The sequence below is a fragment of the Xanthomonas sp. 3058 genome (genome assembly GCF_014199765.1).
GTDB lineage: Bacteria > Pseudomonadota > Gammaproteobacteria > Xanthomonadales > Xanthomonadaceae > Xanthomonas > Xanthomonas campestris_B.
The window spans coordinates 178,198-191,733 of the sequence record NZ_JACHOF010000007.1 but is presented as its reverse complement, the minus strand read 5'-3'; the positions used below and the strand labels follow the sequence as shown (position 1 = coordinate 191,733).

The following is a 13,536-nucleotide window of genomic DNA, read 5'->3' as shown; positions in this document are numbered from 1 at the left end:
TCGCTTCGCGGTGGCGTTTTTTGTTGGTCGCCGCCTTATATCGGGCACCACGGCAAGCGCGCGTTGGGACTGATGGATTGATTGGCAGGGAGCGTTGCCGGCTTGCCGTGCAACGCGTCGTCAGCCCGACGCAGACCTACGTCATTGCCTGCCACATTCCTTGCAGGCCAAGCACCAGCAATGTGGCGAAGAACACGCGCCGAAACGTATCGGCGGAAATGCGGCGACGCGCCCAGGCACCCAGCGACATACCGAGGGCAGTGGGCAGCAGCGCCAAAAACGACGGAGCGATCGCCGCGCCGGGTAGCGCGCCACGCCACGCCAGGGCACTGGCCAGCGCCAGCGTTGCAACGCCGAAACACCAGCCCAGCGAACGGATCAACAGCTCGCGCGGTAGTTGCAGTGCGGTGAGGTAGGGCAGTGATGGCAGCACGAACACACCGGTGGCGCCACTCAACAGGCCGGTGACCAGTCCGGCCACTGGCCCTGCCCAGGGTTCGTGGCGCGCCTGCACACTCCAGTGTCGGCGCGCCAACCCAAGCACGGCATACAGCGCCAGCAGCGCGCCCAACCCGGCGCGGACCAGGCTGGGGTCGGCGCCTGTCATCACCCCTGCGCTCAGCCAGGTGCCGAGTGTCACCGCTGCCAGCAATGGCCACAGACGTCGCAACAGGGCTGCGGTGTCTGGCCCCCAGGCTTGCTGCACATTCGTCACAAGCGAGGGCAGTGCCAGTAATGCTGCCGCTTCGGCAGGCGTCAGCCACAGACCCAGCAGCGCCATAGCCACGGTTGGCAAGCCCATCCCGGCCACGCCCTTGACCCAGCCAGCCAGCAAGAAAATGCATGCGATCAGATACCAGTGGGTGTGCAAGGTTTCCATGCAGCCAAGGATCCGGGCTTGCTCCGCAGCAGACAATTCGTGATTGTGTGATGCAGGCTTCGGTCGAGCCGAAGGCTGACACATGGGGACCGGGGCGTGGAAAGATCCGATGCAGCAATCGCCTGCCCGGCCTGTTTCGCTGGCGGCGAGCGCACTCTGATTGACGTACGCGTGCTTGTGGAGCGGTCATGCATCTGGAATTTGTCGATTTACGGTTGTTCGTCGCGGTGGTCGAGGCAGGCAGCATCACGGCCGGCGCGGAACGTGCGGCGTTGTCGTTGGCGGCTGCCAGTGCGCGTATTCGTGCGCTGGAGTTGCAAGTGGGCGCCGCGCTGCTGGAACGCGGGCGCCGCGGCGTCAGCCTGACTCCGGCCGGTGGTGTGCTGCTACGACACGCACGCCACCTACAGCGGCAGACCGAGGCGCTGCAGCTGGAGTTGAGCGCCTACGGGGGCGGTGGACAGGTGACGCTGCGTCTGGCGGCCAATACGGCGGCGCTGTCGGCATGGCTGCCCGAACGGCTGGCGGATTTTCTCATCGCACATCCGCAGCTGGATCTAGCGTTGACCGAGCAGGGCAGCGACGAAGCTGCCGATGCGGTGCGCGAGGAACGCGCCGACCTCGCCGTGGTCGCAGGCCATGCCGATGTCAGTGGGCTGCAGGTGTTGCCATTCCGCGAGGATCACTTGGTGCTGGTGGTGGCCGCCGGTCATCCACTGGCCGGTGCCTCGACGCTGCGGGTGAGCGAGCTTGCGGGAATGGACATGCTGGGGCTGGCTGGCGACAGCGCCTTGCAACGGCATCTGCGCGTGCAAATGAACCGAGCCGGCGTGCAGTTGCGCATGCGTGCAAAGGTGCAAGGAATCGATGCGTTGTGTCGCATGCTCGCGCGAGGCATGGGCATGGCGATTCTTCCGCACGCCGCAGTGCAACGCGCATGCGTGCGCGATCAGCTGGTCACGGTGCCCTTGGAGGAAGCCTGGGCACCTCGGCAACTTTCAATCGTGCTGCGGCACGAGCCGGCGTCGTCGACCCTGCTGAAAGCGCTGGTCGATTGGCTGCAACGCGACTGACCACCAGGGTATCGTCACACCGATCGGCACCGTGAGCGTGTCACGTCGCCGGCACGCTCAACGTGGCCAGGCAAACTCGGCCAGCACCGGGTAGTGGTCGGACGGCAACACGCCGCCGGGGCGATTATCCAGCGTGGAAAAGCCGGTCGGTGTCAGGCCACGGAAGAGAATCCAGTCGATGCGTCGGGTCGGATGGGTGGTGAAATCCTGAAAGGTTTTTTCCGGGCCTTGCGGCTCGGAGACGCGGGCGCGTGCATCGCCAAGCGCGGCGGTGAGGATGCGGTAGGTGCCTTGATCGGGGTTGCTGTTGAAGTCGCCGGTCACTACCACCGGGATGCCGGCGGGCAGCGTGGCGATGCGCGACAGGATCACGCGCGCGCTGTGCTCGCGCGCGGCCTCGTCCTGATCGCGGTGGGCGAAGTGGGTGTTGAGCAAATAGAAACGACGCTTGTCGCTGCGGCGCTCGAACAGTGCCCAGGTGACCATGCGCGGCAGGTCGGTGTTCCAACTGCTGCTGCCCGGCACCTCGGGCGTTTCCGATAGCCAGAAATCGCCCGATTCCACCACCGACAACGCACGGCTGTCATAGAACACACCCATGTGCTCGTCGCTGCCGTCGGCGCGGCGGCCCTTGCCGAACCAGCGGTAATCAGGCAATTGCGCAGCCAGGTACTGCGCTTGCTCCTTGACCAGTTCCTGCGTGCCGAAGACGTCCGGGTGGACTTGCTCGATCAACGCGACCATCGCCGTACGGCGTACCGCCCAGCGCTTGTCGCCATCGGTATCCACCGGCACGCGGACGTTGAACGACATGACCCGCAATGGATCCGGCGTCGGCGCTGCCAGTGCCAGCGCCGGTGCTGCGATGCACAGCACCGCGATTGCTGCGAGCAAGGAACGTGACACAACGCGACTCAACAGGCGTGGCATACAGGCGCTTCCAACGGGACCGGACGCCAAGTCTAGTCGGCGCGCATGACCGAAATGTCACCGCGACAGCGGTCGCTTGACGTCGCCGCGCATCGGCGTAGCATTTGCGCCAAGCCAATGGATAGACCGCTGGCTGACCACTCAACCGTGAGGGATTCTCATGGCACCGCAGTATGACTATCTCGTGTTCATCGGGCGTTTCGAGCCCTTTCATAACGGCCACGCCGCCGTCGCCCGCCACGCGCTGGGCAAGGCGAACAAGCTCATTGTGTTGATCGGCTCGGCCGACACGCCACGTACCATTCGCAATCCCTGGACCGTCGCCGAGCGCGCGGTGATGATCGAGTCTGCGTTGCCGGGCGAGGGCGAGCGGCTGATCCTGCGGCCGTTGCGCGACCATCTGTATAACGAAAGCCTGTGGATCGCCGAAGTGCAGCGCCAGGTGGCCGAGGCCGTGCAGGCCGATGGCGGCACGCTCGATGCACGCATCGGTTTGATCGGCATGGACAAGGATGCCAGCAGTTATTACCTGCGTGAGTTCCCGCAGTGGCCGCTGGAAGATGTGCAGCACACCGCCACGCTATCGGCCACCGAGTTGCGCCGGTATCTGTTCGAGGCCGGCGAGATCGGTTTCCACGGCGGGCTGCTGATGTTGCGCGGCAATGTGCCGGCGCCGGTCTACGACATGCTGGAAGCATTCCGGCGCAATTCGCCCAGTTACGCGCAGCTGGTGGCCGAATACCGTTTCATCGAGCAGTACCGCGCGGCCTGGAAAGATGCACCCTATGCACCGACCTTCGTGACTACCGATGCGGTGGTGGTGCATTCCGGTCACGTGCTGCTGGTGCGTCGTCGCGCCGAGCCGGGCAAGGGCTTGTGGGCATTGCCAGGTGGGTTTGTCGGCCAGGACGAAGGCTTGCTGGATGGCTGCCTGCGCGAGCTGCGCGAAGAAACCCGGCTCAAGGTGCCGGTGCCGGTCCTCAAGGGCTCGCTGCGGGGGCGTCAGGTGTTCGATCACCCCGAACGCAGCCTGCGCGGGCGCACCATCACCCATGCGTTCCACTTCGAGTTTCCGGCTGGCGAACTGCCTGCGGTGCGCGGTGGTGACGATGCCGACAAGGCACGCTGGATTCCCATTGCCGAAGTCATGGCGATGGGGCCGCGCTTGTACGAAGATCATCTGCACATTCTCGAATTTTTCCTGGGCCGTGGCTGAGCGCGACACTGCTTGCGTGCCGCCACACGGCCGCTCGCAAGCCTGATCGGCTTGAACTGCGACCTCCCGCCGGCGGATAGACCGCTGGTTCATTCGACGCGAAGGAGCTTCCGTCATGCATTACCTCGATAACCTGCTGCTCAATACCGACAGCTACAAGGCCAGCCACTGGCTGCAATATCCGCCCGGCACCGATGCGGCGTTTTTCTATGTGGAGTCGCGCGGTGGCATCTACGACCAGACCGTGTTCTTCGGCCTGCAATCAATTCTGAAAGAAGCGATCAACCGGCCGGTGACGCACGCCGACATCGACGATGCCAAGGCGTTGCTGGCCGCGCACGGCGAGCCGTTCAACGAAGCCGGCTGGCGCGATATCGTCGATCGTCTCGGCGGGCAGTTGCCGATCCGCATCCGCGCCGTGCCCGAAGGCGCCGTGGTGCCGACGCATAACGTGTTGATGACGATCGAATCCACCGATGCCAAGGCGTTCTGGGTGCCCTCGTATCTGGAAACGCTGCTGTTGCGCGTGTGGTACCCGGTGACCGTGGCCACGGTGAGCTGGCAGGTGAAGCAGGTCGTGCGCGAGTACCTGGAGCGTACCAGCGACGATCCGCAAGGGCAGTTGCCGTTCAAGCTGCACGATTTCGGTGCGCGTGGTGTGTCCAGCCTCGGTTCGGCTGCGCTGGGCGGTGCGGCGCATCTGGTGAATTTCCTCGGCACCGATACCTTGTCGGCGTTGTTGCTGGCGCGCGCGCACTACCACACACCAGTAGCGGGGTACTCGATTCCCGCCGCCGAGCACAGCACCATCACCAGTTGGGGGCGCGAGCGCGAGGTGGATGCGTATCGCAACATGCTGGCGCAGTTTGGGCGGCCCGGTTCGGTTGTGGCGGTGGTATCGGACAGCTACGACATCTATCGCGCGATCCGCGAGCATTGGGGCACGACCCTGCGCGATGACGTCATCGCCTCGGGCGCGACGGTGGTGATCCGTCCGGATTCGGGCGATCCGGTGGATGTGGTCGAGCAATGCCTGCTGCTGCTGGATGAAGCGTTTGGTCACCAGGTCAACGGCAAGGGCTACAAGGTGCTCAACCACGTGCGGGCGATCCAGGGCGATGGCATCAACCCGCAGTCGTTGCGCGCGATTCTCGAACGCATCACCGCCGCCGGTTATGCCACCGACAACGTCGCTTTCGGCATGGGCGGTGCGCTATTGCAGAAGGTGGACCGCGATACACAAAAGTTTGCGCTCAAGTGCTCGGCAGTGCGCGTGGACGGGCAGTGGATCGATGTCTACAAGGATCCGATCACCGACAAGGGCAAGCAGAGCAAGCGTGGTCGCCTGACCTTGCTGCGCGATCGGCGCGACGGCAGTTATCGCAGCGCCTTGCTGGACGAGGTTGCAGCGCAGGTCGACAGCGAAGATGCATTGGTGACGGTATGGGAAAACGGCGTGATGCAGCAGGAGTGGACGTTGGAGCAGGTGCGCGCGCGCGCCGATGCCGCGCGTCGTTGATGGGCGGTGCGCAGGCATGACCACGCACGCCGCCATCGATGCTGTTTCGGCCTTGCCGGTATCGCCGCTGTTGGCGCAGTTGCGCACCATGGCCCCCAATCTGCAGCGGCGCGTGCCGCTGCAGAACCAGGCCAGCCGGTGGCACGCACTGCGCATCGGCGAACGTGACTATCGGGTCGCGCTGCCGGTCACCCTTACCCCGTATGCGTCGGTGCGGCCATGTTCGGCGCGTTGCGGGTTCTGTTCGGAAAATTTGCGTCAAACGCATGGTGGCGTGGCTGCAGCGACGTTGCGGCCGGGGCCGGACTACTTCGCGCAGTTGAGCGCTGCACTGCAGCTGCTGCGCGAGGTACCGTTGTCGTATTCGTTGTCCGGCCTGGAAATGACCGATGACCCCGAGTGGTTGCAGGTATTGCTGCGCACCTTGTCGACAACGCCCGATGGGCCGCGCGTCGAGCAGCGCGTGCTGTACAGCAACGGCGCAGGATTTGCGCGCGCACAGGGCGAGCAGTTGATCGATGCGTTGGTGGACTTCGGTCTGTCGTGGATCGAGCTGTCGCGTCACCATCCGCTGCAAACGGGCAACGATGCGATCATGCGCTTCCGGCCCGATGAGCCGATCGCCGATGCGACAACCTTCAGGCACGTGGCGCAGCGCATTGCTGCGCGGCTGCCGGTGCGGCTGGTCTGCATCGTGCAGCGTGGTGGCGTGGACAGTGCCGATACGGTGGCGCAGTACATCGCTTGGGCACGCCGCTGTGGCGCGACCCAGGTGATCTTTCGCGAGCTGTCGCGCCTGGACGATGCGTACCGCAGCAATGGCACCTGGCGCTATATCGCCCGGCACCGTGTCGGTGTGGAGGACCTGCTGGCCGACTGCATGCAGCAGCCGTGGTGGGGGCGCTGGCAGGCGCTGGGAGTGACGGAAGGCTATTACTTCTGGAATCTGCGCATGCGCAGCGAAGACGGCCTGGACGTGGTCTTCGAAAGCGCCGACTACGCAGCCATGCACGCGCGGCACGCAACCGGCGATCTGTACAAGCTGGTGTTCTTCGCCAACGGGCGGCTGTGCGCGGGCTGGGATCCAGATACGGATGTGCTCTGGGAGCCGGCCGATGGATGAGCTCGATCAGCACAGTTGGTGGACACCAACGCCGGACGATGCCGCCTGGGCCTTGCCCGACGACCTGCGTGCGGCCGATCCACTGAACGGACGCGACTGTGGCTGGGTCAACCAGATGCGTCCATTCGTGCGCCATTTCAGCCGACCGGGCGAGCAGGTGTTCGATCCGTTCTGCGGTTTCGCAAGCACCTTGCTGGCTGCTGCATTGGAAGGCCGTCGTGCGCATGGCATGGAGATCGATCCTGCACGTGCACAGATCGCACGCACGCGCCTGCAGCGGCAGGCGGTGGCGGCGCCGGTCGTGATCGGCGGCCTGGTGGATACCGCTCCAGCCGGGGCGGTCGATCTATGCCTGACCAATGTGCCGTATTTCGGATGTCGGTGGCGTGGCGAGGCGCCGCCGGGGCAGCTGTATGCCAGTGCCGATTACGCAGGCTATCTGGCGGGCATGCGTGCGGTGTTGCATGCGCTGCGAAAACGCATGCGGCCAGACGCCTTCGGTGTGGCGATGGTCGAAAATGTGGTGGTGGGCGGGCGCGTGATTCCGCAGGCCTGGGATCTGGGCCGGATACTTGCCAGCCTGTTCACGCTGCGCGAGGAACGCGTGCTGTGCTACCAGCGTCCAGCGGCCGCCCTGGCGCATGCAGACACCCAGAGCAACCGCAGCCACGAATACGCGCTGATCTTTCAGCATTGCCGTGCACAGCTGGACCTGCAGCAGGCGGCGCAGCTGTTGCAGGCCTTACGCGCACAACGCCTGCCGGTGCAGGTGCACGGCAGCTACGCGCGCTGGCTGGAGTCGCCGGCGCTGGTGCCCGAGGGCCCGGCTGATCTGGACCTGATGCTGCCGGCCGAGCAGCCGCTGTGGGATCGCCTCAGCCACTGGCTGCAGGCACAAGGCTTCGCATTGAGCCTGTGGGGCGCGCCGTGCCAGGCACCGGTGACGCTGGCGTCGGTGCGTGCGCACCATTACCTGCGTGCCGAGCGCATCGGCGCCGATGGCCGCCGCCTGCAGGTGGACCTGCAACTGCCAGCGGATGAACCGCCGTTGCCGTGATCCGGCAACGCGACGCCGTGCGCACATGGGTTGCGGCTATGCTTTACCTCGGTTTTGGATGCCGGAGTCATCTATGTCTTGTTCTACCCTGATCGCGCGCGGCGCATTGCTTGGTGCCTTGGCAACCCTGGCCGGTTGCGGTGGCAGCAAGGGCGATACGATGCTGATGCGCGAGTCGTTCAATTCCGACGACACTTATTCCCGCAGCGTGGCGTCCACCTCGCCGCAAGCCTGCGAGGCGGCCCGGCGGGTGTTGTTGAGCCAGGGCTATGCGGTCACGCGTGCCGATGCCAGTGCCGTGGAGGGCAGCAAGAACTTCCAGCTCAAGGAAGCCGACCAGAGCGAACAGCTCAATCTGCGCATCTCCTGCGCCACCCAGGACGGTGGCAAGGCGCAGGTGTTTGTGAGCGCGCTTCAAGACCGTTATGCGTTGAAGAAGAGCTCGACCTCGGCCAGCGTCGGTGTCGGCGTGCTCGGCTCGTTGTCGCTGCCGGTCGGCAGCAGCGGCGATTCGCTGGTACGCGTGTCCAGCACCACGGTGCAGGACGCCGCTTTCTACAAGCGCTTCTTCGAGCGTCTGAATTCGTATCTGCCCAAGGTGACCGAAGCGGTTCCGGCCGCGGCCAATGCCGCCCCTGCGCCGGCCGCGCGTGCGCCGACTGCCACGCCGCCTCCAGCGCCAGCGCCAGCGGTACCGAACGCCGCCGCGCCGACCACGCCGCCTGCAGCGCCAGCGTCGACGCCATCGGTTGCACAACCGCCGGTCGCACCGTTGCCGGTCGAGGCGCAGGATCCGCCGCCAGCACCGGCCAATGTGCCGCAGACCGAGCCCGCCACACAGCCGTGACGGCGTGATTCACGCTGCGGTCCAAAGCCTGAATGGAGGGGCGCGCGCTTCACGTTCCGTTCTCGACGCAGCGACCAGAGTGCATCCACGACGCGCCGAGCGGGCGAGAACGATGGAGAAATGACGATGAAGATGCGCAATTCACTGCTGGGTATGTCCTTGATCGGCCTGATGGCCACGAGCACCTTCGCGCAGGCGCAAAGCCACTCGCATCAGCAGCGCTATTCGGAAGCAGACGAAGGGCGCAAGTTCTCCGACGGCACGCGCGTACGCTGCCGCAATGTCGAAGTGCAGAAGAATTCGACCGACCCCAATCGCATCGGCGGCACGCTTGCCGGCGCTGCAATCGGTGGTCTGCTGGGCAACCAGGTTGGCGGCGGTAATGGCAAGAAGCTCGCCACCGTGGCCGGCGCCGTGGCCGGCGGTGCGGCGGGTCGTACGATCCAGGGCAATCGCCAGCAAGCCAACGGCAACCGTCAGGTCGAGCGCGTCTGCGAACGTCGTTGAGCATGCCGGACTGAATCCTGCGAGCCCCGGTCATGCCGGGGCTTTCTTTTGCGCGACAATGCAGCACTGCGCTGCCGACACATACACCGCTGATCGATGACTTCTTTCAACGCGTACCGCCTGCAGTTGTCGGCAACATCGCCGGGTCATCGGCAGGCAGAACGACCGCGCGCGTCGTGCCGGCGCATGGTCACGTTGCTGTGCGTGGCGGCAATGATTGCGGCGCAGTGGCCGCAGACCGCACGCGCCGCGCCGAGTGCGACCGTCAACGCCGCAAGCGACGAGTGCGTGGAAATCCTGTTGCGGCGGCTGGGATGGAAAATTGGATACGCACAGGTGGGTGCGCCCGTGATCCAGCGTGGCGCGCCGTGCACGCGTGGCTCGCTTGCGCAGGCGCGCGCGGCTGGCGATCTGCAGGCGACATTGCCGGCGGGATGGGACGATCACCAACGCGGCGCATCGCTCAAGGCGTTGCTGGACGATTCTGCTACACAATGCGCCTATGCCTTCGAACTAGGTGCCGCCACGCGACGCGCGGTGACGCAGTTGGAAAACAATCCGCATTACCGGTTTTCGGCGGTGCAATTGGGATGGATCGGATTTGGCTGGCGCGGTGCGGCGGCGCAAGGCTGGAGTGGCTTTCGCAGTTTCGGGCGCGGGTATCAGCCGCGCGGCAGCAACGCGCAGGCGCTGGATGCGTTTTATCGTGGTCGGGTGCGTTCCGAATGCGGGGTCGGGCGGCAGGTGGCGCAGCTGGCCACGCAGCGCGAACTGTACGGCGATGCGGGATTCGATCGGGTATTTACCTCCGGCGAATTGTCGATCGGCACGTTCTGGACCTTGCACGACACCGACAGCATTTTGCTGGGGGCGCATGCAGGCGAGTTTTTTGCCGACGGCAAGGCGGTCAAGACATCGCGGATGGGGCGGCAGGCATTTGTCGGTGCGCCGGGTTTCATCGCGCATGTGTTCGACAAGTCGTCTCTGGACGATATCCATAACCAGGCCGAAAACTTCGTGGTGGTCGATGTCAGCGACGCGGCCGCGCAGGCGCTCGCCCAGCACGGCGGCTTTTCGCATTACGACGCGCTCAATCGCCAGATCTGGGAGTTGGCCAAGCAGCTGCGCGGCGGCGACAAGCGCCGTTTCGAGCGGTTGCTGTACGAACGCGACCCAGCCCTGCGCGCCACGCTCGATCCGCAACAACAGGCAACGTTGCAGGAACTGCAGACGTTGCTAGACGATCCGTTCTATCAAGGCTTTCTGGTTTACGTGCATCCCAAAGGCAGCAAGCCGATCGGGTATCACGTGGCGCGCCTGCTCGACCGCAATCCGCGCACGCCGTATGCCATCGAACTGACCCTGCACAATCTGCGCAGCACCTTGTACTGGCGATGGATCGATTGGCAGCTGCAGCAATGCAGCGCCGGTACCGCAACGGAACAATCCATTGAGAATTCCGCCACGCCGGCTTACGCCGGGCATGGCACCCTGCACTGATCAGAGCATTGAGGAGCGATTATGGAACTGGGTATGGTGGGTTTGGGCCGCATGGGCGCCAATATGGCCGAGCGCCTGGTACACGGCGGACACCGCGTGCACGGCTACGATCCGGGCGAGGCTGCACGCAGCAGTGCGCAGGCCAAAGGCATTGTCACTGCCGATGCGTTGGCGTCGCTGGTGTCCGCATTGCCGAGCCCGCGGGTGGTGTGGTTGATGGTGCCTGCCGGCAAGATCGTCGATGACACGGTGGCACAGTTGTTACCGCTGTTGCAGGCAGGCGACATCGTCATCGATGGCGGCAATTCGTATTACAAGGATTCGCAGCGTCGCGCCACGTTGCTGCAGGCCAGCGGCATCGCCTTTGTCGATTGCGGAACCAGTGGCGGCGTGTGGGGCCTGAAAGAAGGCTACAGCCTGATGGTCGGCGGCGACGAAACCGCAGTGACCACGTTGCATCCGATCCTGGCCACATTGGCGCCTGCGCCCGACAAGGGCTGGGGACGGGTGGGCCCGAGCGGTGCCGGCCACTTCACCAAAATGGTCCACAACGGCATCGAGTACGGAATGATGCAGGCCTATGCCGAAGGCTTTTCGTTGATGCAGCACAAGACCGATTTCGCGCTGGACCTGCACCAGGTGGCCGAGATCTGGCGCGATGGCAGCGTGGTGCGTTCGTGGTTGCTGGACCTCACCGCCGATGCGCTGACGCACAACCCGACCATGGCCGGCATCGCCCCGTTCGTGGCCGATTCGGGCGAGGGCCGCTGGACCGTGGCCGAGGCGATCGATCTGGAAGTCTCGGCACCGATCATCACGCTGTCGCTGATGGAGCGGCTACGTTCGCGCGACAAGGATTCGTTCACCGACAAGCTGCTGGCTGCGATGCGCAACCAGTTCGGCGGCCATGCGGTGATGACGACCGGTGCCGCATCGCCGACGATCGGTCGCAAGGACGCGTAAGCGACCCGCTGCGATCGCACTGCGCGTCTTGGGGCATCGGGCGCGCAGTGGGGTGCGAGGTGTCCTTCAACGCGGTGACTGCAGTGCTGATACACGTTCTCAGGAAGGCGCCGATTGCGCCTCTTGCGGAGGTTGCGAGCGCCCCTGCGAGCCGCAACGCATGTGTAGCACCGGCCGCGTGACGCGTCGATGGCTTGGCGCAAGTGCAGATGCGCGTCTGGCAGGTTACCGCGTGCGTGCAGCATCCAGCCGATGCAGCTGGCCCGACGCCGTACTGCGCTGCGCCAGTTCCAGCAGTTCCATCAACTGCACGGCATCGGTCGCGCTGACCGGCGCCGGTCCGGTGCCGGCCAAGGCATCGCGGAAGGCGGCATAGCACTGTCGATAGTCGCCCGGCAGCGTGTCGGGTTGATGGGCATGAACGCGTCCCTCGTCGTCCACGCGCGTGAGCGTGCCCGGGAGCGGATCCACGCCCCAGCCGGCCGTGCCAGGGCGACGGCCGGCGCGCAGCTGGTCTTCCTGGGTGTCCAGCCCGTGTTTGAGATAACTGCCGCGCGTGCCATGCACGGCAAAGCGCAAGCTACCGTCGGCCACCAGCGAACCGGCATGCAGGATCACCCGCAGCCGTGGGTAGTGCAGGGTGACGTGGAAATAATCGTCGCTGCGCGCCTGGTTGCGCTGACGTTGCAGATCCGCACCGATGGCCTGCGGCATGCCGAACAGGTGCAGCGCCTGATCGAGCAGATGCGGGCCAAGGTCGTACCAGAGTCCGGCGCCGGGGAGATCGCTCTCGCGCCAGCGGTCGCGCACGTGCGGACGGAAGCGATCGAAGTGCGAGTGGAATTCCATCACCTCGCCCAACTGGCCTTCGTCGATCAGCCGGCGCACGGTGAGAAAATCCGCATCCCAACGACGGTTCTGAAACACGCTGACGATACGCCCGGCGTTTGCTGCAGCCTCCACCACCGCGCGTGCCTGTGCGGCGTCCAGTGCGAAGGGTTTGTCCACCAGTACGTGCTTGCCGGCGGAAAGGGCCTGCAACGCGAGCGGTGCATGGGTCTGGTTGGGTGTGGCCAGGACCACCGCGTCGAGCGCGGGATCGGCCAGGGCAATGTCGAGATCGGCAACGACACGCACATCCGGGAAGTCGGCCTGGGCCTGCTGCGGTTTGGACGACACCACGCTGTGCAAGTGCAGGCCAGGCGTACTGGCGATCAGCGGTGCATGAAAGGTGCGGCCGACGTAGCCGTAGCCGACGACAGCCAGATTGAACGGTTTAGGCATTGAAAACGGTTCATCGCAACGACCGGGGAAGCCTGCATGGTATTGCACACAACTGTGTGCGCAGGGTTCACAACCTCTGCATGCGCTGGTCACGCCTGGTCGACGAGTACTGACGCAAGCTGGCGATACATTCAACGGGAGTAGATCGAATGAAGAACATCAAACATGCACGCACGCTGTTGGCGCTGTCGTTGTCGCTCGGTCTGACCTTGGGTGCCGCGCAGGCATTCGCCGCGCCGCAGGAGATGGCTGCGCACAAGGATCATGCCGCTGGCATGAACGAATCCAAGAAGCCGGTGACCGATACCTGGATCACCACCAAGGTCAAGGCCGACCTGCTGGCCACCGATAATGTGTCGGGCACCGACGTCAAGGTCGAGACAAAGAACGGCATCGTGACCCTGACCGGCGCAGTTGCCACCCAGGCCGAGCACGACAAGGCCGTGGCGACCGCCAAGGGCATCGAAGGCGTCAAGAGCGTCAAGTCCACCGGGCTGAAGGTCACCGCTGCGAAAAAGTAAGCGCAGCTGCTGCACTGCCGGGCTGACCGAGGCGAGGCGGTCTACCCGCGCACCGGGCGCACTCTACGGAGTGCGCCTTTTTTTTGGCCCGCGCGGGCCGTGCCAATGGGGCGCAT

13 protein-coding genes are annotated in these 13,536 nt (G+C 64.9%); 10 read left to right on the top strand and 3 right to left on the bottom strand.

The annotated features are described in order from the left end of the window. Positions 1–136 precede the first annotated feature (136 nt). Positions 137–880 (bottom strand): sulfite exporter TauE/SafE family protein, encoded by a 744-nt coding sequence (locus tag GGR61_RS11720; RefSeq protein WP_184621482.1) that lies wholly within the window; start codon positions 878–880, stop codon positions 137–139. Positions 881–1,068: 188 nt separating this feature from the next. Between GGR61_RS11720 and GGR61_RS11715 the strand changes: the two genes are divergently transcribed. Then, on the top strand, positions 1,069–1,953 hold the full coding sequence (locus tag GGR61_RS11715) for a LysR substrate-binding domain-containing protein (protein WP_184621480.1): 885 nt from the start codon (positions 1,069–1,071) through the stop codon (positions 1,951–1,953). 57 nt (positions 1,954–2,010) lie between these two features. Here GGR61_RS11715 and GGR61_RS11710 read toward each other — a convergent pair whose 3' ends face one another. Then, complete coding sequence (locus GGR61_RS11710; protein WP_184621478.1) at positions 2,011–2,883, bottom strand: endonuclease/exonuclease/phosphatase family protein; 873 nt, start codon at positions 2,881–2,883, stop codon at positions 2,011–2,013. Between the two features lie 160 nt (positions 2,884–3,043). Here GGR61_RS11710 and GGR61_RS11705 point away from each other — a divergent pair, with 160 nt between their 5' ends. The 8 genes from GGR61_RS11705 (at position 3,044) to gnd (ending at position 11,615) form a co-directional block, all read left to right on the top strand. Continuing rightward, positions 3,044–4,099, top strand: coding sequence for a bifunctional nicotinamide-nucleotide adenylyltransferase/Nudix hydroxylase (locus tag GGR61_RS11705; RefSeq protein WP_184621476.1), 1,056 nt, complete (start codon positions 3,044–3,046; stop codon positions 4,097–4,099). 115 nt (positions 4,100–4,214) lie between these two features. After that, on the top strand, positions 4,215–5,618 hold the full coding sequence (locus GGR61_RS11700; protein WP_184621475.1) for a nicotinate phosphoribosyltransferase: 1,404 nt from the start codon (positions 4,215–4,217) through the stop codon (positions 5,616–5,618). Between the two features lie 16 nt (positions 5,619–5,634). Then, entirely contained in the window at positions 5,635–6,741 is a 1,107-nt protein-coding gene (locus GGR61_RS11695) for a radical SAM protein (protein ID WP_184621474.1), read from the top strand. Continuing rightward, positions 6,734–7,798: a DNA methyltransferase gene (locus GGR61_RS11690; protein ID WP_184621473.1), complete on the top strand. Its 1,065-nt coding sequence runs from the start codon at positions 6,734–6,736 to the stop codon at positions 7,796–7,798. Before GGR61_RS11695 ends, GGR61_RS11690 begins: the two co-directional genes overlap by 8 nt. A 73-nt stretch (positions 7,799–7,871) precedes the next feature. Continuing rightward, positions 7,872–8,645: a DUF2242 domain-containing protein gene (locus GGR61_RS11685; protein WP_184407739.1), complete on the top strand. Its 774-nt coding sequence runs from the start codon at positions 7,872–7,874 to the stop codon at positions 8,643–8,645. 126 nt (positions 8,646–8,771) lie between these two features. Beyond that, entirely contained in the window at positions 8,772–9,152 is a 381-nt protein-coding gene (locus GGR61_RS11680; RefSeq protein WP_184407738.1) for a glycine zipper 2TM domain-containing protein, read from the top strand. A 186-nt stretch (positions 9,153–9,338) separates the two neighbouring features. Next, on the top strand, positions 9,339–10,652 hold the full coding sequence (locus GGR61_RS11675) for a hypothetical protein (protein ID WP_184621522.1): 1,314 nt from the start codon (positions 9,339–9,341) through the stop codon (positions 10,650–10,652). Positions 10,653–10,673: 21 nt separating this feature from the next. Continuing rightward, complete coding sequence (gene gnd / locus GGR61_RS11670) at positions 10,674–11,615, top strand: phosphogluconate dehydrogenase (NAD(+)-dependent, decarboxylating) (protein WP_184621472.1); 942 nt, start codon at positions 10,674–10,676, stop codon at positions 11,613–11,615. Between the two features lie 225 nt (positions 11,616–11,840). Here gnd and GGR61_RS11665 read toward each other — a convergent pair whose 3' ends face one another. Then, the gene (locus GGR61_RS11665; RefSeq protein WP_184621471.1) at positions 11,841–12,899 is read right to left on the bottom strand and encodes an oxidoreductase; all 1,059 of its coding nucleotides are present in this window, start codon (positions 12,897–12,899) and stop codon (positions 11,841–11,843) included. Positions 12,900–13,048: 149 nt separating this feature from the next. Here GGR61_RS11665 and GGR61_RS11660 point away from each other — a divergent pair, with 149 nt between their 5' ends. Then, positions 13,049–13,420 carry a BON domain-containing protein gene (locus GGR61_RS11660; protein ID WP_184407734.1) on the top strand — a complete coding sequence of 124 codons (372 nt, stop codon included), beginning with the start codon at positions 13,049–13,051 and terminating at the stop codon, positions 13,418–13,420. Positions 13,421–13,536: the final 116 nt, after the last annotated feature.

What these genes read in the sequence shown, in the direction of transcription:
- GGR61_RS11685 (WP_184407739.1), top strand. Translation starts at nt 7,872, where the DNA reads ATGTCTTGTTCTACCCTGATCGCGCGCGGCGCATTGCTTGGTGCCTTG.
- GGR61_RS11715 (WP_184621480.1), top strand. Translation starts at nt 1,069, where the DNA reads ATGCATCTGGAATTTGTCGATTTACGGTTGTTCGTCGCGGTGGTCGAG.
- GGR61_RS11660 (WP_184407734.1), top strand. Translation starts at nt 13,049, where the DNA reads ATGAAGAACATCAAACATGCACGCACGCTGTTGGCGCTGTCGTTGTCG.
- GGR61_RS11710 (WP_184621478.1), bottom strand. Translation starts at nt 2,883, where the DNA reads ATGCCACGCCTGTTGAGTCGCGTTGTGTCACGTTCCTTGCTCGCAGCA.
- GGR61_RS11695 (WP_184621474.1), top strand. Translation starts at nt 5,635, where the DNA reads ATGACCACGCACGCCGCCATCGATGCTGTTTCGGCCTTGCCGGTATCG.
- GGR61_RS11680 (WP_184407738.1), top strand. Translation starts at nt 8,772, where the DNA reads ATGAAGATGCGCAATTCACTGCTGGGTATGTCCTTGATCGGCCTGATG.
- GGR61_RS11675 (WP_184621522.1), top strand. Translation starts at nt 9,339, where the DNA reads ATGGTCACGTTGCTGTGCGTGGCGGCAATGATTGCGGCGCAGTGGCCG.
- GGR61_RS11690 (WP_184621473.1), top strand. Translation starts at nt 6,734, where the DNA reads ATGGATGAGCTCGATCAGCACAGTTGGTGGACACCAACGCCGGACGAT.
- GGR61_RS11665 (WP_184621471.1), bottom strand. Translation starts at nt 12,899, where the DNA reads ATGCCTAAACCGTTCAATCTGGCTGTCGTCGGCTACGGCTACGTCGGC.
- GGR61_RS11705 (WP_184621476.1), top strand. Translation starts at nt 3,044, where the DNA reads ATGGCACCGCAGTATGACTATCTCGTGTTCATCGGGCGTTTCGAGCCC.
- GGR61_RS11700 (WP_184621475.1), top strand. Translation starts at nt 4,215, where the DNA reads ATGCATTACCTCGATAACCTGCTGCTCAATACCGACAGCTACAAGGCC.
- GGR61_RS11720 (WP_184621482.1), bottom strand. Translation starts at nt 880, where the DNA reads ATGGAAACCTTGCACACCCACTGGTATCTGATCGCATGCATTTTCTTG.
- gnd (WP_184621472.1), top strand. Translation starts at nt 10,674, where the DNA reads ATGGAACTGGGTATGGTGGGTTTGGGCCGCATGGGCGCCAATATGGCC.